This window comes from Kandleria vitulina DSM 20405, from assembly GCF_000702065.1.
GTDB lineage: Bacteria > Bacillota_I > Bacilli_A > Erysipelotrichales > Coprobacillaceae > Kandleria > Kandleria vitulina.
In genome coordinates this window covers 1-21,916 of sequence record NZ_JNKN01000032.1, presented here as the reverse complement: position 1 = coordinate 21,916, position 21,916 = coordinate 1, and the positions used below count along the sequence as shown (strand labels likewise).

The window sequence follows — 21,916 nt, the reverse complement described above, 5'->3', positions numbered from 1 at the left end:
CGTGCTGAAGGAGGATCGAGGATTCACAAGATTTTCGAGAAGAGGACTCGATAATGCAAAAATGGAATTTCTTCTTGTGTGTCTGGGGTTCAATTTAAGGAAGTATCACCACTGGTACAGGAAGAAATGTAAAGAAAAAGTCAAATCGCTTTCGAATTAGGCAGGTACAATTCACAGTGCAAAAAAGATATTCACAATGGATACCCTTATTACGCCCTTTTTTGGGGTTTTTTTATTGTGAGTCTTATGAGAATGAATAGAATGAAATCATATCCTACATATCATGAAAAATATGGACGAAAAAAAGAAGCCTAACGAAATGATTAAATCATTTCGTTACAGCTTCTTTTAGTAATGTCCATTTTTTATTCGTATACATAAATTAGGAGGTGAAATTCTAACTATGAATTCTTATATTAGTGAAGTCAACTATCATGACTTTCATGAATTATTAATTAACAACCATATCCATGTTGATCAGTCTCTTGAACAAAGACTATTATCTGTTTTAAAAAATAATGTCTATGCCTTAGACAATGCGACTTATTCTTTTGTATTGGTGAAATATATGTCTAAGTTTACTGATCTGGAAAATGATTGTATACGTACTCTTATTTCTTCTATAAGAAAACAGTCATAGCAAGTACTATGACTGTTTTAATGTATCATTGAACGTGTTGTTTTCAAACATTTCAATTTCTTCTTTATAGGGGGCTTTACCATCAATATAAGGTGTTTCTAGGATCTTAGGAACATCTTTTAATCGTGGGTTATGAACAATCTTATTTAATGTTTCAAATCCAATTTCTCCATAGCCGATGTTTTCATGTCTATCTTTATGCGCACCTTGTACATTCTTTGAATCATTGATATGAATTGCTAGTACACGATCTAATCCGATTGTTTCATCAACCATATCTAAGATATGATCAAAGTCTGTTAAATCGTATCCTGCATCATGAAGATGACATGTATCTAAACAGATCCCTAACTTATCACTAAGTTCTACATGTTCAATAATGTAGGCAAGCTGTTCAAATGTCGTACCAAGCTCTGACCCTTTTCCGGCCATTGTTTCAAGTAGAATTTTTACATTCTGATCTGGTGATAATACTTCATTTAATCCATCGATAATGGACTGTAGACCAACTTCTTCCCCAGCTTTTACATGTGAACCAGGATGAAGAACTAAACGTGATGCTCCAATGGCTTCTACACGTTCAATTTCTGTCTTTAGAAAGCTTACTGCTAATTCATATGTTTCTTTCTTGATTGTATTAGCTAGATTAATAATATAGGGAGCATGAACGACCAGATTATCTAATGAGATATGATGTTCTTCCATCAAAGCTTTTGCTTCTTCTACTTTTAGTTCAGAAATAGGCTTTCTTCTTGTATTCTGAGGTGCACCAGTATAGAACATGAAGGTAGTCGCATTATAGGATAAAGCTTCTTTTACACTTCCTAAAAGCATATCTTTCCCCTTCATTCCTACGTGTGACCCAATTAATAATTTTGTCATTACCAGTTACCTTCTTCTGCTTTACGCTTTTCAATCTGCGCTTTTTTATAGCGTTCTTTTCTTTGACGTCTGATATCCTGCTGAATAATCTGTCTTTTCTGTTTACGATAAAGCTTTTCAATTTCTCTTTTTCTTTTCTTCTTATATCCTGGCTTAACTTTCTTAGGCTTCTTAATGATCTTCTGTACTTCTTTTTCTAATTCAGTAGGTTCATGTACACGCTTATTACGTTTATCTCTTTCACCCGCATCTACAAGTTTTCCACCTTTGATTTGTTTCATTTCAAAGTGAATATGTTTCTTTTCTAATGATTCAACCATTTCCTGGTTTGATGTATCATACATTGAGAAACATTCACCTGTATATTTACCACGTCCACAACGTCCTGAACGATGAATATAGAAATCTCTTTCAGTTGGGAATTCCATATTGATAACGTGAGATACACCATCAATATCTATACCACGAGCTGCAATATCTGTTGCGACAATATACTGATATTCATTGTTATGAATACGTCTCATCATCTGCTTACGTTCTCTTGGTTCAAGATCACCATGGATTTCTCCAATACGATAACCATCTTCACGTAAAGCTTTTGCGATTGCAGTAACTTCAGTTCTCTTGTTCGCAAAGATAATACAGATATAAGGATCAATCATTCCCATGATTGTCTTTAAGACATCATAGCGATCTCTATGTTTTGTTGGAATAAGATAATGCTTAACATTCGCAGAAGATGTCATTGACTGATTGATAGTAACCATCTCAGGATTTTTCATATATTTTCTTAAGAATGGTTTCATTGCTTCTGGAATTGTAGCTGAGAAAACAAGCATCTGTAAGTTTTCTTTCATTTTTCCAAGTACGATATCTAAGTCTTCAATATAACCGAATTCTAATGTCATATCTGCTTCATCAATGACAAAAATATCAGCAGTAGTGATCTTTAAGGCATTTTCATCAATAGCTAAATCCTTAATACGACCAGGTGTACCAATAATAATATGTGGCTGATTATTAAGTTTAGTAATAGTCTTCTGTTTATCACTTCCCCCAATAATCAAAGACACACGAAGATCCTTATTGAATCTTCTGAATTCTTTTGCATTCTGATAGATCTGCATAGCCAACTCTCTTGTTGGTGCTGCAACTACAGCCTGAATGCATTCTTTATTTGTATCAATTCTATCCATGATTGGCAATAAGAAAGCATGAGTCTTCCCTGTACCAGTCTGTGAAATACCTACTACATCTCTTCTTTTCTTTACAAGAGGAATAACCTTCTCCTGTATTTCTGTAGGTTTATTAAAGTTAATATGTTCAATTGTTTTATTAATGTATTCTTTAAAAGAAAATTGATTGAAATTTGGCATATTTTTCGCCTCCTTTAGCTTATGAATTATAACATAAAACTTTAAAAGTGCAAAAAGATTTGTTACATTAAGAATATAAAAAGGAGATTTATAAAATGTTAGTGACTGGAATTATCCCTAGAGGATATTGTAAAGGTGTCGTTAGAGCCATCAATATTGCTAAAAAAGCTACAAAAGAAGTAGAAAAGAAACCTCTCTATATTCTTGGCATGATTGTTCATAATCAATATATCGTTAATGCCTTACGTGATTTAGGGGCCATTACCATTGAAGATAAAAACAAGACCAGAGAAGAGCTTCTTGATGAAATAGATGAAGGAACAGTTATCATCACTGCTCATGGAGCAGGTGATATTGTTACAGAGAAAGCCTTAAATAAAGGACTAGATGTTATCGATGCTTCTTGTCTTGATGTCATTAAGACCCATGATCTTATCAAAGCGAAGCTTACTGAAGGATTCGAGATTCTTTATATTGGTAAAGAACATCATCCTGAAGCAGAAGGTGCACTGCTTATTGATCCTTTACATATTCACCTTATTCAAAAGAAAGAAGACTTTGATCAGCTTGATCCTTCTAAAAAGTATTTATTGACGAATCAGACAACAATGTCATTATATGACATTTATGAATTAAGTGAATATGCAAAACAGAAACTTCCTCATGTAGAAATAGAACAGGAAATTTGTACTGCTACAAAAATCAGACAGGAAGCTATTAGGGATCTTCCTGATGATGTTGATCTTGTCATCATCGTTGGTGACCCTCATTCTAATAACACAAAGAAATTAGCCTCTATCTCAAGAGATCTCGCTCATAAGGATGTAAGAATGATTGGTTCAATTGAAGAACTTAATATTAATGATCTAAAAGGAAAGAAGCATGTAGCTGTCTCTTCTGGAGCCTCTACTCCTACTTCTCTTACTAATCAGATCATCAGCTATATTGAACAGTTTGATGAAAATGATCCTTCTACTTACCCACTACCAAAGATCGATTATGATAAAATTCTAAAATAAAAAAAGCGACAGAACGTCGCTTTTTCTTGTACGCCTATTTCAAAAGGAATAAAATTGAAATATGTTACTCAAAAAAATTCTTTGTACATTTTTGTTTGCTTTTATGAGTTTTTCGAGTGTTAACTCTGTTAATGCTGATGGTAAAAATAAAATTCTCGTCGTAAAATCTATTGCTAATTTTGATGATGAAAGTTACGAACATGTCGCCTACTCAATCTAACATCATTGGGAAAATCAATGGCAAAAAGCCTTCTCGATTAATGAAGGTCTATACTGCTTATTATGAAAATAACCCACATAAAGTAGATTTCTACGAACATTCTTATAATAAGACAGCTACTATCACTAAATAAACAAACGAGGAGATTTAAATCTCCTCGTTTATTATTTTATAGATTGAATAAACATATATGTTATTCTTGCGGTAATGCCCCATATAACTTCTTCTTGAAATAAATAGAAGAGAATGTTGTCGGTCTTAGTCATCCATTTATATTCTTTTCCTCCTGGTATTAATTCAAAAGGAAAATGTTCTTCTGGAACAGTTGTTGTGGTAACAGAATATTTTTGTGGGACATTGCTTAATAAAAAACCAACTGGAACTTTAAAAATATGGTGCACTTCATCACTAGAATAGGTATCATGATAATCATCAATAATACCAATAAATGGATAAATGACCATTCCTCTTGCCTCAATGGGATCCATCTGTGCAAGTATGTGAACTTGTTTCTTATCAATCAAAAGCTCTTCACATACTTCACGTATACAGGCCTGTTTTCTTGTTTCACCTTCATCTCTATGACCACCAGGGAAACATACATCACCAGGCTGATGTCTTAACTCATAAGATCTTACTTCGTAAAGCAATGAATAATAATCATCATGCTTGATCAAAGGAATCATCACTACTGATTCTTTGGGACGATAATGACTTTGATGGTCTCCCCAATTATTCTTGATAGTATCTATTAAATCCATCGCTATTCCTCACTATAGGAAACAAGGGTTCCATCATCATCGTATATAACTTTTGCCTGATGAAACTGATTGTCTTTTAGCCAATCTAAATAGTGATAATCGGCTGGCCATGAAGGGAGATCATAGAGTTCTTCATCCTTGATCCACTTGAGTTCTCCTTCATCGTTTCCATGAAGTTCCCCTTCAAAATGATGACTCTCATAGATGAACATCAGTTCATCTTCACCATTATGAAGACCAGGAAAAGTGACCATACCTACAAATCTGGCATCAATGATGTGATAGCCTGTTTCCTCAAATGTTTCTCTTATGGCACATTCAAAAGGGGATTCTCCCTTTTCCAGCTTTCCACCTACACCTATCCATTTGCCTTCATTGATGTCATTTTTCTTCTTTGTACGATGAAGCATCAATGTGTAGCCTTCTTTTCTTAAATAGATGGTTGTCGTAAGTATCATTATGCAAACCTGAAATAATCTGGAGAGGTACTTGTAATAATCTCAGCATCTATTTCTTCTTGTAGAAGTTCTTTTAGTTTTTCTACCATAATAACTTCTACATGATGACCAACATCAACTAAGACCATATCACAAATCGTACTATCTTCACCAGCATGATATTTAATATCTCCAGTAAGATAAGCATCCACATCAATATTGTGAATAAAGTCAGCGCCCGCACCGCCACACACTGCGACAGTGTGAATAGTTTCTTTATCTCCTGCAATGCGCACATAATCTAAGTGGAAAACATTTTTTACATGTTCTATAAAGTCATTTAAAGACATTTCTTCTTGTAATTTACCGGCTTTTGCGATACCTGTTTCTTCACATTCACCAACTTCGATTAGTCCTAATTCTTCACATAGCCAATTATTCATGGCTACTTTATCCAACGGTGTATGAGAACTGTAGATCACAAGATCATTCTTGATTGCTTCTTCTATACATGTACCAACATATCCAGATAAGTTAAGATCTAATCTTTTAAATAGAAAAGGATGATGTGTAATAAGCATATCGCATCCTTTTGCGATAGCTTCTCTAATTGTGCGTAAATCACAATCTAAAGCTATCATGATCTTATGAACTTCCTGTTCATAATGACCACATTGAAAACCACTTACATCCCATTCTTCCTGTAAAGATAATGGGAAATTTCTTTCCATGATTTCTACAATCTCTCCTGCTTTCATTCAATCACCTTCTTAATAAGATCAACCATATCTTTGACTTCCTGATACTTTTCATTGGTTTGAGGAAGTCCTTTTAAAATATTGCTTTGACTTACTAGCTGTTTTTGCCATTTTTCAATAAAGAGAGGGTCTTTCTTTCTCATAAGAACTGGTCCAAAGATCAGTTCTTCTTTAGTATAGGATACATCTTTTCCTTTTTCCACAATAATGATTTCATAGATATGATGTGCATCTTTTACAACATCTTCATCAATGATACGCATATCATGTTTCATTAAGTATTCTCTTAAAAGATCAATTGCGGTATTAGCCTGTAAAAAGAAACGTGCTGTTTCCATCTTTTCTGGATGACGATCTAAAATCTGCGTCATCAATAATCCACCCATACCACAGATTGATATCATGTCTACTTCTTTATCCACAATTGGTGCTAAACCATCACCTAATAATGGAATGACATGTCCTTCAACTTCTTCTTGTGCAATAGTTGCCATTGAACTATGAAGCGGGCCTTCCGCAACATCACATGCATAGGCATGTGAGATTGCTTTTTCTTTAAAAAGAAAACAAGGCAGATAGGCATGATCAGTGCCAATGTCTGCCAAGATATTTCCTTTTTTATAGTTTTTTATGCATTCTGCAATCTTTAGAAGTCGTTTTGATTTAAGTTTCATTAACGATCTAAGAAATCCTTTAGACGTTTAGAACGTGAAGGATGTTTTAACTTTCTTAAAGCTTTCGCTTCAATCTGTCTGATACGTTCACGTGTAACGTTAAATTCTTTACCCACTTCTTCTAGTGTTCTAGTACGTCCATCATCTAATCCGAAACGTAATCTTAGAACTTTTTCTTCTCTGTCTGTTAATTCAAGAAGAACTTCGTTTAATTCATCTTTTAACAATTCGTTAGATGCATAGTCATCTGGAGACATGGCACCTTCATCTTCGATAAAGTCTCCTAAATGAGAATCATCTTCTTCACCAATTGGTGTTTCAAGTGAAACTGGTTCAAGAGAAATCTTCTGAATTTCTCTTACTTTTTCTGGAGTCATACCTTCCATCTTACCAGCGATTTCTTCAGCAGTAGGTTCTCTACCTAATTCCTGAATAAGCTGTCTTTGAATTCTAGTAAGCTTGTTGATTGTTTCTACCATGTGGACAGGAATACGAATAGTTCTTGCCTGATCCGCAATAGCTCTTGTGATAGCCTGTCTGATCCACCAAGTGGCATATGTAGAGAACTTGAATCCTTTTGTATAATCAAACTTTTCTACAGCCTTGATAAGACCCATGTTACCTTCCTGAATAAGGTCAAGGAATAACATACCTCTACCTACATATCTCTTAGCGATAGAAACGACAAGACGTAAGTTGGCAGCCGCAAGTTTTTTCTTTGCTTCTTCTCCTACTTCTCCACCTTCAAGAATCTGTTTTGCTAAATCAATTTCCTGATCATGTGTTAATAAGTCAACACGACCGATTTCTTTAAGATACATCTTGACTGGATCATTGATTTTAACATTAGAACCTAACTGGTTCATGTCATCATCTTTATCCTTGTCATGCAACATGCTCATAGTGTCGCCCATATCAAGACTAGTACCAAAGTCTAGATCAGGTGTATCATCGTCATCATCGTCATCATCTAATCCTAAATCTAAAGATAATCCTTCTAAGCCGGCAAGATCATCGTCTCCACCGCTTATGATATCGTCTTCATCGATATCAAGATCATCTTCTGATAATAAGTCATTATCAGAGATAAATGATAATAACTCTTCTGATGTTTCATCATCTAATTCATATTTATCTAAAAATGCATCTAAATCATCCTGTGTCAACTGACCTCCTCTGATTTTTGCATTCTCTTTAATTAAATCTTTAAGATCTTCAAAAGTCATTGCCTGTGCTTTTTTTTTGGCCATTTTCAAGTCTCCTATTTATCTAAGTTAATCATTTCTTTAAGTATTTCTGCTTTTTGCTTTGGATCAAGAACATAGTGGAACTGCTCTTTGAGCTGTTCCTTCTTCATCTTCAATGCATTCTGAGAAATAATGCGTATATAATCATCAATTGCTTTCTCATCATAAGGAAGAGGAAGCTGCAATGTTGCAATTGTTGCCAACGTATGAATAAGTCTTTCCTGATCATGTCCGATGCGATCCATCAGATCAGCTTCATCCATGATGGCATGATTTCTATAATAATCCACCACATAGCTTGCTAATACACGATAAGTATCATTGTACATAAAGCCGACTTTCTGTTCATACTTATCACTTACCGCCTTATCATTTAACATATAAAACAAAAGATTACGTTCAGCCTGATTATATTTGTCAAGAATACGTCTTGTATCTTTTACTTTAGTGACAATATCACCGAAGTCTACAACCGGTACTTCTTCACTCTTATGTTCAGCCATCAGTTCCCTGATTGTATTTTCTGGGAACTGTGATAAATCTGACAGCACCTTAATAAAGTGATCCTGTCCAGGCTTATCATTTAATTTAGCAATCTCTTTTGTAATACGATCCAGCAATGTACGTCGATCATTATAATTGGCAAGATCCAAACGAGAGGCTTCATATTTAATAAGGAACTCAAGATAAGTCTGTCTTCTGCCTAATGCTTCATCTAACCCATCCTGACCTTCACTTGTAAAGATTTCATCAGGGTCTCGTCCTTCTGGCAATGTGACAATCTGGACATCAAAGCCATTTTCCGAAAGGAACTGTGCTGTTTTTGCGCTCGCTGCCTGCCCTGGGGCATCACCGTCAAGGCATACTACAATCGAGTGCGTCAAACGACCTAGCATGCGCAAATGTCCTTTCGTCAATGCAGTACCCATCAAGGCAATACAGTTTCCATGATTAGCACGCGTCATCGCAATGACATCCATAAATCCTTCATTAATATAGACAAAGCCTTCTTTTTTTACCATCTCTCTACAGCGATGATAGTTGTAAAGGGTCTGTCCTTTTATAAAAATATCTGATTCCGGTGAATTCATGTATTTAGCGCCTTCTGCGCCATTTTTATAAATACGACCTGAGAATCCGATTATGCGTCCATTCTCATCATGCAATGGAAACATGATACGATCCTTGAAACGATCGTAATGACCTTGGGATTCTATAATCAGACCTGATTTCACCATATCTATTTCACTATACCCAAGCTTTTCAAAAGCGCTATGCAATACACCACGTTCTGGGGCATAGCCAATCTCAAATGTCTTGATCAGCTGTTCATCAAAGCCTCTTTGATGCAAGTAGTCTTTTGCGAGCGTTCCAGCTTTTGTGTTGAGATAGTAGCTATAGATTTTTTCTGCTTCAGTATGCATCTCATAAAGTGGCTTTAGCTCCTGCTTGATTGGGGCTTCTTTCTTTTCAAAAACATAGCCACCCATATCCACATGTCCCATCTCAGCCACCATCTTGACAGCTTCAAGATAAGATATATGCAAATACTCCTGAAGGAATGTAAATACATTCCCCCCGTTTCCACATACGAAACACTTATAGATCTGTTTTGACTGGGAAACAGACAAGGACGGATCATGGTCATCGTGAAACGGGCAAATTGCCATGTAGCCACTTCCTTTTTTATTTAAGGAAATATATTGTGAAATCACATCTACAATATCTACACTCTGTCTGATTTCATCGATTTTTTCACGAGGTATTCTCGCCATATCCGTCCTCCTCCATTAAAATTTCAATTTTTCTGCGATATATGATTTTAATTCAGAAATTGGTAAACGAACCTGTTCCATAGAATCACGATCACGTACAGTTACAGAACCATCTTCAGCTGTATCAAAGTCTACAGTTACACATAATGGTGTACCGATAGCATCCTGTCTTCTATAACGTTTACCGATTTTACCTGATAAATCGAATTCACAAGCGAAATCTTTTGAAAGATCCATGAATAATTTTTCAGCTTCATCCTTCTGCTTTTTGCTTAATGGCAATACTGCAACCTTAACTGGTGCTAAGGCAGGATGGAAATGCATTACAATTCTTGTATCATTTTCAAGCTGTTCTTCATCATATGCATCTGCAAGAACTGATAAGAATAAACGATCAGCACCTACTGATGGTTCAATAACATAAGGAACATACTTTTCATTAGTAGTTGGATCTAAGTAAGAAAGATCTTTCTTAGAATATTCCATATGTCTATTTAAATCGTAATCTGTTCTATCAGCGATACCCCAAAGTTCGCCCCATCCAAATGGATATTTGAATTCAATATCAGTTGTAGCCTTAGAGTAGAAAGATAACTCTTTCTGATCATGATCTCTAAAACGTAAGTTTTCTTCTTTTAATCCAATATCAGTTAAGAACTTCATACAGTTGCTTCTCCAATAATTGAACCATTCTAAATCAGTGTCAGGTTTAGTAAAGAATTCTAATTCCATCTGTTCGAATTCTCTTGTTCTGAAGATGAAGTTACCTGGAGTAATTTCGTTTCTGAATGATTTACCAATCTGACCAATACCAAATGGTACCTTCTTACGAGAAGATCTCTGTACATTCTTAAAGTTGACAAAAATACCCTGGGCAGTTTCAGGTCTTAAATAAACGGTGCTTTTAGCATCTCTTACAACACCCATTGATGTTTCAAACATTAATTCAAACTGTCTGATATCAGTGAAATCATGTCCACCACAATTAGGACATGCGATGTTATGTTCTTTAATGAACGCAGTCATTTCTGCAGGAGTCCATCCATCTGGATGAAGTTCTGGATCATAAGCTTCAATTAATTTATCAGCTCTATGTCTTGATTTACATTGTTTACAGTCAATAAGTGGATCATTGAAGTTACCAACATGCCCACTTGCTTGCCATACTCTTGGATTCATGAAGATGGCAGAATCAATACCGACATTGTATGGAGATTCCTGAATAAATCTCTTCCACCATGCCTGTTTGATATTATTCTTCAAATTAACCCCTAAAGGTCCATAATCCCAAGTATTAGCTAAACCGTCATAAATTTCAGATCCCTGGAATACGAATCCCTGTGATTTAGCATGTGCAATTAGTTTTTCCATATCTAAATTAGATGCCATAAGCCCTCCTATAATTGTTTAATAATACAAATGACTTAGCATCATAAATGCTAAGTCATTTCATTTAATTAATTCGAACCGATTATACTCTTATAGTAGTATTTTGTCAACCAACTATGAGGGTGTTAGATGAAGGTTCTATCATTTAACCAGTTTCTTATTATCTTGTATACTTCTTCCTTATTAAGTTCCTTTAAAAGAACATGTCTTCCTTCTTTAATGATCTCCATAGACAAGTCTGTAATGCCAAGACTCTTATACATCTCATAGATTTCTTTAGTATCTTTTCCTTTATGTGTAATCGGATCTTCATCCCCTGAAAGAAGCAATATTGGAAGATAGGATGGTGTAGTGCGTAGTACATCAATCTGATTAGCCTGTCGATTGGTATCCACGAGATCTTTATACCCTTTTAATGTATAAGAAAAGTTAGAGAGCGTATCAACTTCAAAGCGTCTGATTTCTTTTTCATCATGAGTCATCCAAGCCAAAGGATCCCTACCTATTCCATTAGAAAGATGTCTTCTTTCTTTACGAAGAAGTCTATCAGAATGATGCATAGGGCCCTTAAATCTTCGAACAATCTTATAACGCAAAGTGATAGAAAGCGGGAATGTAAAATTCTTTGGTTCCGATAGTAAGATCATACCTTGAATATAATCACCATAGCGACTTGCGAACACTTTTAATAAAGACGCCCCAAATCCTACACCGATACTGAAATATAAAGTATCACGATATCTATTAAATAACATCAGCTGGAGCTTGTGCATATCTTCAATGATACCTTCAAGCACATCTCCTTCACCAAAGTAGCCTTGTTCAAAATCAATGAGAGAACGTCCATGTCCAACAAGATCACTAACTACAACTACATATCCATTTTGTGATAAGTAATTTGCAAAATGAACATAGCTATGTGAGTTTTCAGAGACATCATGCCAGATCATCACAACACCTTTCACGCGAAGAATCACTTTTGGTTCATAAATTGTATAATGTATCCACGCGTGCATGCTTGATGCAAAAGACTCTTCCATGATCATCATGAACCCCTCCTTACTGATAATTTATTTTACAACATTATAACCCCAAAGAAAAACAAATTGCTCGATTTTCAAACAATTTGTTTAACGAAAGTTTGTGACTTAAGACGGATGCCTGCATATTCTTCTACATAATAAGAAAGAACCGGCATCAGCTTTGTGAGTTCCTCTTCTTCAATATGAAGCTTTCCAATCTCTTTCATCGGACATTTATAGATATGCCTTAAAGCCTTTAATGTCTGAATAGTAAAATCAGGAAGCTCATTTTCATTATGCATATGACAGACAAATCCACCATTGTTAATAGAAAATGATTCTACTTTCTTATTGCCACATATTGCACATCCATCTACTTCTAGATCAATACCGTTTCTTTTTAAAATAAAACAATTGATAAGCAGATATACTAATAAAAAGTGATAGCCCTGATCTAGTGCATCAAGAGTGTTCTTGATCATCATGAACATCTCTTCATCAGGATGATTCTCTTCTTCATAGCGATAAACATATTCAAGAAGATAATCAGCGACAATCTCACATTCAATCTGTTCCTTTATATGCCTGTAGAACTGCAATCCATTCCCTCTGATTAGCGCACTTATACCCTTTCGCGGTGTCAGTTCAAATTCACTAAGTGTAATAGATTGCACACTTGGTGCATTCTTGCTTGTCAATTTTCTGACACCTCTGGCATGGAATGTCATTTTACCAAACTGTAAAGTGTAGACACTGACCAATTGTCCAGATTCTTTATAAGGCATTGCCTTTAAGACAATGCCTTGTGTTTTTTCACTATTATGAGTAGTCATCCTGATTATAGCCAAACTCTTTTAGATATTTTGCTTTATTGCGCCAATCTTTTTCAACCTTGACAAATAATTCAAGATTCACTTTTTTTCCTGAGAATCTCTTCATGTCTTTTCGTGCCTGTTGACGAATCTTCTTGATAAGACTTCCCTGTTTACCAATGATAATACCTTTCTGAGAAGGTCTATCTACAATAATCTGAGCCATGATATCAATAGAATCTTCATCTTCAATCCACTGTTCTACAACAATTGCGACATCATGAGGAACTTCATCATGAGTAAAGTATAAAATCTTTTCTCTGATGAACTCTGATAAAATAAACTGTTCTGGATGATCAGTGATCATTTCTTCTGGATAAATCATTCCACCCTCAGGAAGATCTTTCTTTAAAGTATTCATAAGATCATCAATATTAATACCTTTCAAGGCACTAATAGGAATAATTTCTTTAAATGGATACAACTGATTCCATTCAGTCAGTTTCTTCATCATTTCTTCTTTAGAAAGAAGATCACATTTATTTAAAAGAAGATAGACAGGACATTCTGCTTCTCTCTTTAATCTTTCAATAATAAAGCGATCACCTTTTCCAATATGTTCATTTGCGGCTTCAATAAGCAAAATAACATCAGTTCCAGCCATTGAGCTTAAAGCTGTCGCATTCATAAATGATCCTAATCCATCCTGAGGTTTATGAATACCTGGTGTATCAAGGAAAATAATCTGTGCTTCATCGTCAGAATAAATTCCCTGCACTGTATTTCTTGTCGTCTGCGCTGTTGGCGAAGTGATAACAAGCTTTGTCTTCAATATATGATTGAGAAGTGTAGACTTCCCTACATTGGGTCTCCCAATGATACTTACAAATCCCGATTTATGCATCTTACATATCCTTTTCTGTAAATGTTCGTGGTAATAACTCTTTCATATTCGTCACTTCATAGCGATCTCTCGCTCCTAAAATGACTGGCGTATCTAGCTGCATCAATTCTCCAAGAACCTGTCGACAGGCTCCACATGGAGAAATTAATGTCGGTCCATCTCCAACAATAGCCAAGGCCTTAATATCTTCCTTATGATAACCTCGACAATAGGCCTGATAAACAGCATTTCTTTCTGCGCACATAGAAGAACCATAAGCCGCATTCTCAATATTGCATCCGCGAATGATTTCTCCATCATTTAAAAGCACTGCTGCTCCTACCTTAAAATGTGAATAAGGCGCATAGGCATTTTCTCTTCCTAAAAAAGCCTCATCCACAAGTTTTTGATAATCCATCTAGATTTCCTCCCTCGTCATATGGAGTTCTTTTAAAATTTCTTTCTGTAAAGTAAACATGACTTTTTCATCTTCTTCTTTCATATGATCATAACCTAAAAGATGAAGAAGTCCGTGTGTAAATAAGAAACACATTTCTCTTCTTAATGAATGACCATACTCTTCAGCCTGGCTTTTCGCATGATCCACTGAAATAAAGATATCCCCTAATTCTCTAGGCATACCTTCTACATAATATTGTTCACTATCTTCAAGTGCAAAACTGATAACATCAGTTGATCGATCAATTTGACGATAATCTCTATTGATTTCATGAATCTTCTGATCATCCACAAGGATTGCAGAAACCTCGATATCATCACTAATATGAAGATGATTTAATGTCCCTTCAATAATTGTAGAAAAATCTTTTTCATAGTTTTCATCAAATGATTCTACTTCATTAATATATGCGAAATCCACATTCATGCTTGACCACCCTTTACTACTATTCTCACTCGATTATAACATAATCATCATCACTATTCATTAAATTTCTTTGATGCGTCACAATCACGAATATCGCCTGTTTTTTATACGCTTTTATACGCTCAATCAGGCTTTTTGCCTGTTCAATTTCTAAACCAGAAAACAGCTCATCGAGAAGATAGACATCCGCATTCTTAAGCAGTGCTCTTGCAAGAATAACAAGCGTAGCTTCCCCTCTTGAAAAAGGTCTTCCATCCTGCTTTATTGGCATACTTAACTTTGTTAAATAATCACAACCAAGCACCTGAAATACCTCTTTAATTAAAGAGAGATCTTCACACATCAGATTCTCATAAAGAGTCCCGTTCATAAAGGCTTCTTTATTATCTACATATAAGACATGTTTCATTAAACTTGGCAGATAGATCTTTCTTAATGAAAGATCATTAATAAATATTTCTCCACTATAATGTCGATCAAATCCTGCCATAAGCTTTAATAATGTAGACTTTCCACATCCTGTCTTACCAAACATAAAGAGAGAATGATCTATTTTTAAATCACGATGTTTGATCACATATTCTCCATAGCCATAGGAAAAAGAAACATTGGACAAGGTGATTTCCTGAACTCTATCAAGATGTTCACTGCCCATCTCTTCTTTACCCATAAACTCCTTATAGCGTTCATAAAGAAGCTGACACTGCTTATAGCTGCTCCATACACTTGCGATTCTAACTAGCGGTTCAACAAGCTGTCCATTGACTATGATATACATCATCAAGATTCCCATCGTGATGACTTTCATCTTATAAAACCACAATCCCAGTGAAAGAATACCAATCTGTGAAAGAACCATCATCATATTTAAAGAAAGACTCATAGCCATCTGGTCTTCTTCATAATCCTGACGCAAGGACTGATCTTGTTCATAATAATGCTCATATCTCTTCAACCATTTGATGCTTCCCATAAAACATTTTGCAACACGTCTTAATTGTAAATAATCAAAGAGCGCTTCACTATTATCATTATGTGCATGAAGACTGGCCTTATAGCTTTCTAATAAAGATGTATTCTTCATTTTCACATATATGCCAATCACAAAAAGTGAAATGACACTCACTAAAGTCAAGATAGGAGAAATGACTGATAATCCAATAAGAAGCAGAATAAGCATAATGGTATCACTATACATAATGCAACAGATTTGCACACATTCTTCACTTAAGGTATAGAGATCAAAGAGTTTATCATGAATCATGCCGATAGAATAATAGAAGGCATCTTCAGGTAGATTCATCACGTTTCTTATACAAGAATAAACACAATCCTTATCGATTGAACGTCTAAGATAGATGCCTTTTTTCATATTAAAATAACGCATTAACTCCTTAATAACAGCCATAAATGCATATGTCCCAATAATAGCGCCACTAATAAATAAAGGGGTATTTCTTTTTAACATATCAATCATCATGGAGTAGAGATAGCTGACTAGATAAGTAAATATACTTATAAGAACACTGTACTTCACAATAACTCTGATTGTCTTTTTATAAAGACTTCTTAACTGCTTAAAGAATGTCTTAAATTGATAATCTTCATAATGATAATATCTTCCAATATGTTTAATATGAATAACACGTTCACTATAAAGAGCTTTAAGATCTTCTTTATTATAGACACTTATCCCTTTAGCAGGATCTCCGATGATATACGAGTCTCCCTTTATTTCATAAAGTACTACAAAGTGTCCTTGATCTTTTATGACAAAATGAAGAATACAAGGCATCGAAAGTTTCTTTTCAATATCTTCTAGTGATGCATGATAGGCTGTTGCTTCAATATGATAAGACTTCAATGTTTCAATCAGTCCCTTAATGGTTGTTCCTGAAGCATCTACTCTTGCTTTCTTTTTCATCGTAATTGCATCTTCTTCAATGCCATAATATTTAAGTATCATCTTGATACAATACACACCACATGATGTTGCATCATCTTGCAGATAGATTGGGTATTTCTTCTTCATAGTGATTCCTCCTACCCATGTATTCACAAAATGATCTCTTTTTTCTAAAAAAAGAGGCTGTTAAGCCTCAAATTCTTTTAATACTTTTCTGATGATTGTCATAGCAGCATCCACATGTTCTTTAGTAATAATAAGTGGTGGCAAGAAACGTAATACCTGAGGTCCAGCTGTGACAACGATCAACCCTTCTTTAATTAAAGCCTGATCCACTTTAGCTGCTGGTACATTTAATACAAGCCCCTGCATTAATCCAATACCTCTATGTGATTCTACACATTTGAAGTCTTTTACAAGTTCATCAAACTGTGCAACTAAGTATTTTGATACTTCAGCTGCATTTTCTACAATCTTTTCTTCCTTAAGAATATCAAATACTGTAGATACAGCTCTTGTCACAAATGGATTTCCACCATATGTACTTCCGTGATCTCCTGGCTGCATAGCTTCTCCATAACGCTTATTTGCGACAAAGGCGCCAACTGGTACACCACATCCGATACCTTTTGCTAAACAAACAATATCTGGAAGAATATCAAACTGGAAATAAGTCATAATAGTTCCAGTACGACCCATACCACACTGTACTTCATCTAAGATCAAACAGATATCTTCTTGATCACATAATGCTCTTAAGCCCTGCATGAATTCTTTTGTACAAGGATTAACGCCACCTTCACCTTGAACAGGTTCTACAATAATAGCAGCAGTTTTATCAGTAACTAATGCTTTTACACTATCTAAATCATTTAATGTGGCATATTTAACACCATCAATCAATGGTCCAAATGCTTCCTGATAATGTGGATTACCAGTCAACTTAACTGAACCAGTTGTACGTCCATGGAATGAATGGTGGAATGAGATAATTTCACTATCTGCTTTTCCTGTCTTTAAATAATAATACTTACGTGCAAGCTTTAAAGCCCCTTCAGTAGCCTCAGCTCCTGAGTTGCAGAAGAAGACTTTATCTAGGTGAGTAGCTTCTACTACTTTCTGGGCAGCTTCTACAGCTGGTACTGTATAGAAATAGTTAGAAACATGTGTTAATGTTTCAAGCTGATCTTTTAATGCAGCTACATAACGTGGATGATTATATCCTAATGAGTTAACCCCAATCCCACTGTAGAAATCTAAATACTTATTACCTTCGGTATCATAAAGATAAACCCCTTCTCCATGATCCATGACTGGCAACATTCTTCCATAGGCATGAAGAAAATACTGTTCGCCTTTTTCATAATTTGTCATTTCTTAATCCCCCTTTTATTAAAAATAAGAGTAACAGTCTACGTTTCACTTGTAAAGTCCTCTAGTCTATTTTCTGTTTTCTTTTCATCATTACTAATACTCCAGCAAGTACAATTATGACTAGCACAATACCTGCTACAACACCAGTATGATCTTCTTTCTCACACGTAACATGAATACTTTTTACTTCTTTATTATTATATGCCAAATCAAGAAGATCCACCTTAACCTGCTTTCCATTTACTTTACCCACTGTCGATGTGGCAGAAGTTGGCATATTAACCACAATAGAAACTTCTCCTCCTAGTTTCTTAATAGATTTTAGCGACATATTAGGTAATCCACTCTTTATAGAAGAAATAAGCGCATCTACAGGAATATCCACACTTATCTTCCCATCTTTTACCGTTGACTTAATTGACTTCGTCTTAATATTAGTAATAGACAACCCGTAGTATGTCTTATGATTAATCTCTTCCTTAATCTCCTTAACCGTTGCTTCTTCATTATTTCCAACCAAAGACTTTTTCATAGCACTAATCGCTTCATCTTTCGTCATATTTTGTGAAAGAAGCGCTTCTTCAGAAATCAATGACTTTAATGAAGCATCTACTTTACCATCTCCATCTACATTGACAACCATTTTATATTTAGCACATCCACAAAGCATAAACAGTGCCATAAATACCATTATTATCTTCTTCATAGCTAATCTCCTTTGCGCCTATTTTACCACGATTTCTTTTTATGTACAAAAAGCATAACTGTATACATGCTGATAAAACTAATTGTATTTTTAGCAATCTTTTCTTCAAATAATGTTTTACCTGGCTCAAATGAACTGCCATATAAGATCATCTTGGCTGATTCACATAAACATAACCTTTCTATTCTTATATCAAAAAAAGACCACTGACTTGTTGCCAGTAGTCTTTAAATTAAGAAATATCAATATCTCCTGCTTTAACTTCAATATCAATACGCTTAGCTGATCCTTCTTTTACATATCTCTTTGAATAAGATGTACCATTGACATCCAGATCACCAAATTTAACTTCTAGATTATAAGAATAATCTGAAAGATCTTCCTGACCTTTAATATCACAATCACCAGCCAAGAGATTACATTTAAGAGTTGTAAATAAAGTACGATCACAATCAATATCACCCGCACTGCTTTCAACTTTTATATTTTGAATATTGCCTCGTGTAATATCAATATCTCCTGCTTTTGTATCTACAAACAGATTTTCTCCCTCACAATCTGCAATATCGATATCTCCCGCTTTTGTTTCTATCATCATATTTTTAGCTTTAATAGATTTAATATCAATATCACCTTGTTTACTGTTAAGAGTAATTGTATCTAAATCATCTTTGACAGTAATAGTAACTGATAGTGCTCTTGCAAAGAAGAAACGTCTTTTCGAAGTATGTTCTTTAATAGTAAGACGACCATTAACCAAAGAAATCTCTGGCTTATATTTACTACGATAACTTACTTTATTCTCATTTCCTTTTTGAATAGTAACATCAAAGGCATCTCCATTTAATTCAATAGAATTCAATGTCCCCTCTAAAGATTGTGAGCCTTTCTTCGTAGTACCATCAAATGGTGTAAAATGACCTGTGAATCTCATGCTGCCAAAAACTATACATGCCAATGTAATTGTCCAAATGATTACAAGATAAACCTTTCTCATTATTCATCCTCTCCTTCAGTAAAGATTGCACGAATAAGAGCATTGATAACAGCCGCAATCGGCCAGATAATCCATGATCTATGCCATTCAAATGTAATAAAACTATAACTGATATAAAGACAAGTTACTGTTGTCCAATAAAGAGACATGATCTTTTTTACTGAAGGATTCTTATAAGAAGATTTCTTTTTCTTAACATTCTTCTTAAACAATTCATCATAAGCTCTTTTTTTAGCACCACTTATTATAATAAGACCAACTCCCACAGCTACAATAAACATGAAAATGGCAGGTGCCCAATCTGTATCAAATAAAATTGTTGGAATAAAACTTAGAACACATAACATAATACCACTTGCAAGAACAACAGCTTCAGTGTTTTTATATTCATTACGCTCATCAGTCAATTTACGTCTTACTTCATCAGAAAGCTGAGCTGCTCCATTACTCATATCTGGCTTATCGATTCCAGACACAACAAATAAGCCAACACCTATTGCCCAAAATACAAACATCATTGCTGGACCTGTCGTATTCTCATTAAAAAGAATAGGAAAAATAAATGACATGATAATAAGAGTTACCCCTAAAGCAATCATGTATGTCCCACGAATTGAAGCACTCATAAAATGATCAATTTCTGCTTCATCATAATAATTAATTTGACCATCATCCTTAATACCAAGTGTCTCTTTTAATTCATCCATATTGCCAAATTCACTTATCACAATCGCAATCGCTTCATGTTCAGGCTTCCCTTCTTTTCTTAGTTCCTGAAACTTCTCTTCCATCATCTCGAGCATTTCTGCCTTTACATCTTCTACTGCCTGACTTTGCGGAAAACTGTTAAACGTTGTTTCTAGATAGTTTCTAATCGTATCCATTACTTTCCTCCTCTATAAAGTATTCAACTACTTCTTTTGTCAAAATCCACTCTTCACATTTTTCTTGATAATACTGTCTTCCTAGATCAGTAACACGATAATAAGTACGCCTCTTCCCATTTTCGGCATAGCCATCATATGATTCTACATAGCCATTCTTTTCCATTCGAGTCATCGCTGAATAAAGCGTTGTCTGCTTAATTACATATTTATCATGCGAATGTTGCTTAATCTTCTTGGAAATCTCATAAGCATAGGAAGGCTCCTGAATAAGGAAATACAAAATCATCGTATCATTATATCCACGAATAACATCACTACTAATATTTACCACGGTGTACCTCCTTAACTACAATATACTACGACTATCGTAATATGTCTATCGGAATATTTAAAAATATTTAATTTATTTTCTATCTTAATTCTAAGGTTTTTTTAACAATAAAAATATTTTCGTCAATTTTTTTCATTTTTCTCTTTACAAACCTACTCATATAAGATATAGTACTAATTGTCTTCGATGGCGGTTGTGGTGAAGTGGTTAACACACCGGATTGTGGCTCCGGCATGCGTGGGTTCGAACCCCATCAACCGCCCCATTTAATAGAAAGACAAAGTACCTCTAACAGAGGTACTTTTTTATTCCAGAAACAAATAAAACAAAACTTAAGAGCTATAAAAAAAGGCGGCATTCCCAAGAATACCGCTTTTTTATTGTACGCTATCTTGGGATATACTTATTATATTTTAAACAACTGAGGATTGAATGTATGGTGAATCTCAAAAACAGTTTATTAGACAATAAAGTATATGTATTATAATATATTTAGAAAGGATGATACTTGAATATTGAAAGTCAGTAAAGATATGCTTCATAAATTATCTAGACTGTTTGATCTCATTTTTTCTATATTTCTAATGCTATATATCACATAGAGGCTTTACTACAGCATTAATCTGACACTCCAACGGCTAAAGCACGTTGGGTTCTTATATACATTCACTTCCAAATATACTCGAAAGCATATGAGACTAATGAGTTTCTATAAGACTTTCACTACCAAAGATACCATTGCATCCATTAGCGATAGCATAAGGCTCGTGTCAAAACCTATTTATATATTCTCTTTTTAAATTGAGATACTGCTTAAATTATTCTTGCCAGTTAATCTGTCTACTTCTAAATTATGAAGTCTATAGAAGTTTTCAAATCTTCCATTGCATTTATCAATATCAAAACTTTTCAAATCATCACTTATATTCATTAT

At 34.7% G+C, this 21,916-nt stretch carries 24 protein-coding genes and 1 tRNA gene; 5 read left to right on the top strand and 20 right to left on the bottom strand.

Translation table 11 applies throughout. From position 1 onward, the window contains the following. Nucleotide 1: 1 nt before the first annotated feature. Both T513_RS12675 and T513_RS0107620 read left to right on the top strand, forming a co-directional pair. The gene (locus T513_RS12675; RefSeq protein WP_080703133.1) at nucleotides 2–160 is read left to right on the top strand and encodes a transposase; all 159 of its coding nucleotides are present in this window, start codon (nucleotides 2–4) and stop codon (nucleotides 158–160) included. 243 nt (nucleotides 161–403) lie between these two features. Next, nucleotides 404–640, top strand: a complete 237-nt coding sequence (locus tag T513_RS0107620; protein WP_029072725.1) for a hypothetical protein — start codon at nucleotides 404–406, stop codon at nucleotides 638–640. 6 nt (nucleotides 641–646) lie between these two features. Here the strand turns inward: T513_RS0107620 and T513_RS0107615 are convergent, their stop codons facing one another. Next, nucleotides 647–1,522 (bottom strand): deoxyribonuclease IV, encoded by an 876-nt coding sequence (locus T513_RS0107615; RefSeq protein WP_031589661.1) that lies wholly within the window; start codon nucleotides 1,520–1,522, stop codon nucleotides 647–649. Further along, nucleotides 1,522–2,898: a DEAD/DEAH box helicase gene (locus T513_RS0107610; protein ID WP_029072724.1), complete on the bottom strand. Its 1,377-nt coding sequence runs from the start codon at nucleotides 2,896–2,898 to the stop codon at nucleotides 1,522–1,524. The genes T513_RS0107615 and T513_RS0107610 overlap by 1 nt, the downstream gene beginning before the upstream one ends. A 95-nt stretch (nucleotides 2,899–2,993) precedes the next feature. Here T513_RS0107610 and T513_RS0107605 point away from each other — a divergent pair, with 95 nt between their 5' ends. Both T513_RS0107605 and T513_RS12205 read left to right on the top strand, forming a co-directional pair. Next, nucleotides 2,994–3,917 carry a 4-hydroxy-3-methylbut-2-enyl diphosphate reductase gene (locus tag T513_RS0107605; protein ID WP_029072723.1) on the top strand — a complete coding sequence of 308 codons (924 nt, stop codon included), beginning with the start codon at nucleotides 2,994–2,996 and terminating at the stop codon, nucleotides 3,915–3,917. Between the two features lie 200 nt (nucleotides 3,918–4,117). Then, on the top strand, nucleotides 4,118–4,270 hold the full coding sequence (locus T513_RS12205; protein WP_155266081.1) for a hypothetical protein: 153 nt from the start codon (nucleotides 4,118–4,120) through the stop codon (nucleotides 4,268–4,270). Nucleotides 4,271–4,301: 31 nt separating this feature from the next. On the opposite strand, the gene T513_RS0107595 is transcribed toward T513_RS12205, so the two are convergent. From T513_RS0107595 to T513_RS0107505, 18 genes are all read right to left on the bottom strand, one after another. Further along, entirely contained in the window at nucleotides 4,302–4,898 is a 597-nt protein-coding gene (locus T513_RS0107595; RefSeq protein WP_031589660.1) for an NUDIX hydrolase, read from the bottom strand. Between the two features lie 2 nt (nucleotides 4,899–4,900). Continuing rightward, entirely contained in the window at nucleotides 4,901–5,356 is a 456-nt protein-coding gene (locus tag T513_RS0107590; protein ID WP_029070033.1) for an NUDIX hydrolase, read from the bottom strand. Then, nucleotides 5,356–6,093, bottom strand: a complete 738-nt coding sequence (locus tag T513_RS0107585) for a Nif3-like dinuclear metal center hexameric protein (protein ID WP_031589659.1) — start codon at nucleotides 6,091–6,093, stop codon at nucleotides 5,356–5,358. The genes T513_RS0107590 and T513_RS0107585 overlap by 1 nt, the downstream gene beginning before the upstream one ends. After that, complete coding sequence (locus tag T513_RS0107580; RefSeq protein WP_031589658.1) at nucleotides 6,090–6,767, bottom strand: tRNA (adenine(22)-N(1))-methyltransferase; 678 nt, start codon at nucleotides 6,765–6,767, stop codon at nucleotides 6,090–6,092. The genes T513_RS0107585 and T513_RS0107580 overlap by 4 nt, the downstream gene beginning before the upstream one ends. Continuing rightward, nucleotides 6,767–8,017: an RNA polymerase sigma factor RpoD gene (gene rpoD / locus T513_RS0107575; protein ID WP_031589657.1), complete on the bottom strand. Its 1,251-nt coding sequence runs from the start codon at nucleotides 8,015–8,017 to the stop codon at nucleotides 6,767–6,769. Before rpoD ends, T513_RS0107580 begins: the two co-directional genes overlap by 1 nt. An 11-nt stretch (nucleotides 8,018–8,028) precedes the next feature. Continuing rightward, complete coding sequence (gene dnaG / locus T513_RS0107570; protein WP_031589656.1) at nucleotides 8,029–9,789, bottom strand: DNA primase; 1,761 nt, start codon at nucleotides 9,787–9,789, stop codon at nucleotides 8,029–8,031. A 15-nt stretch (nucleotides 9,790–9,804) separates the two neighbouring features. Further along, nucleotides 9,805–11,178 (bottom strand): glycine--tRNA ligase, encoded by a 1,374-nt coding sequence (locus T513_RS0107565; RefSeq protein WP_031589655.1) that lies wholly within the window; start codon nucleotides 11,176–11,178, stop codon nucleotides 9,805–9,807. Nucleotides 11,179–11,303: 125 nt separating this feature from the next. Beyond that, nucleotides 11,304–12,227: an alpha/beta hydrolase gene (locus T513_RS0107560; protein WP_031589654.1), complete on the bottom strand. Its 924-nt coding sequence runs from the start codon at nucleotides 12,225–12,227 to the stop codon at nucleotides 11,304–11,306. 68 nt (nucleotides 12,228–12,295) lie between these two features. Next, the gene (gene recO / locus T513_RS0107555; protein WP_155266080.1) at nucleotides 12,296–13,048 is read right to left on the bottom strand and encodes a DNA repair protein RecO; all 753 of its coding nucleotides are present in this window, start codon (nucleotides 13,046–13,048) and stop codon (nucleotides 12,296–12,298) included. Continuing rightward, entirely contained in the window at nucleotides 13,020–13,916 is an 897-nt protein-coding gene (gene era, locus T513_RS0107550) for a GTPase Era (RefSeq protein WP_029070025.1), read from the bottom strand. Before era ends, recO begins: the two co-directional genes overlap by 29 nt. 1 nt (nucleotide 13,917) lies before the next feature. Then, a complete protein-coding gene (locus T513_RS0107545) occupies nucleotides 13,918–14,313 on the bottom strand; it encodes a cytidine deaminase (protein ID WP_029070024.1) in 396 nt (131 codons plus the stop codon). Then, nucleotides 14,314–14,781 carry an rRNA maturation RNase YbeY gene (gene ybeY / locus T513_RS0107540; RefSeq protein ID WP_029072714.1) on the bottom strand — a complete coding sequence of 156 codons (468 nt, stop codon included), beginning with the start codon at nucleotides 14,779–14,781 and terminating at the stop codon, nucleotides 14,314–14,316. A 25-nt stretch (nucleotides 14,782–14,806) separates the two neighbouring features. Beyond that, nucleotides 14,807–16,813, bottom strand: a complete 2,007-nt coding sequence (locus T513_RS0107535) for a cysteine peptidase family C39 domain-containing protein (protein WP_031589652.1) — start codon at nucleotides 16,811–16,813, stop codon at nucleotides 14,807–14,809. A 60-nt stretch (nucleotides 16,814–16,873) separates the two neighbouring features. Then, a complete protein-coding gene (locus T513_RS0107530; protein ID WP_029070021.1) occupies nucleotides 16,874–18,061 on the bottom strand; it encodes an aspartate aminotransferase family protein in 1,188 nt (395 codons plus the stop codon). 61 nt (nucleotides 18,062–18,122) lie between these two features. Next, nucleotides 18,123–18,767, bottom strand: a complete 645-nt coding sequence (locus T513_RS0107525) for a hypothetical protein (protein WP_031589650.1) — start codon at nucleotides 18,765–18,767, stop codon at nucleotides 18,123–18,125. 232 nt (nucleotides 18,768–18,999) lie between these two features. Next, complete coding sequence (locus tag T513_RS0107515) at nucleotides 19,000–19,764, bottom strand: DUF4097 family beta strand repeat-containing protein (RefSeq protein ID WP_031589649.1); 765 nt, start codon at nucleotides 19,762–19,764, stop codon at nucleotides 19,000–19,002. Then, a complete protein-coding gene (locus tag T513_RS0107510; protein WP_029072710.1) occupies nucleotides 19,764–20,648 on the bottom strand; it encodes a permease prefix domain 1-containing protein in 885 nt (294 codons plus the stop codon). The genes T513_RS0107515 and T513_RS0107510 overlap by 1 nt, the downstream gene beginning before the upstream one ends. After that, nucleotides 20,635–20,982 (bottom strand): PadR family transcriptional regulator, encoded by a 348-nt coding sequence (locus T513_RS0107505; RefSeq protein ID WP_029070017.1) that lies wholly within the window; start codon nucleotides 20,980–20,982, stop codon nucleotides 20,635–20,637. Before T513_RS0107505 ends, T513_RS0107510 begins: the two co-directional genes overlap by 14 nt. A gap of 189 nt (nucleotides 20,983–21,171) precedes the next feature. Between T513_RS0107505 and T513_RS0107500 the strand changes: the two genes are divergently transcribed. Beyond that, nucleotides 21,172–21,247: transfer RNA gene (locus tag T513_RS0107500), tRNA-His, on the top strand. Nucleotides 21,248–21,916 lie beyond the last annotated feature (669 nt).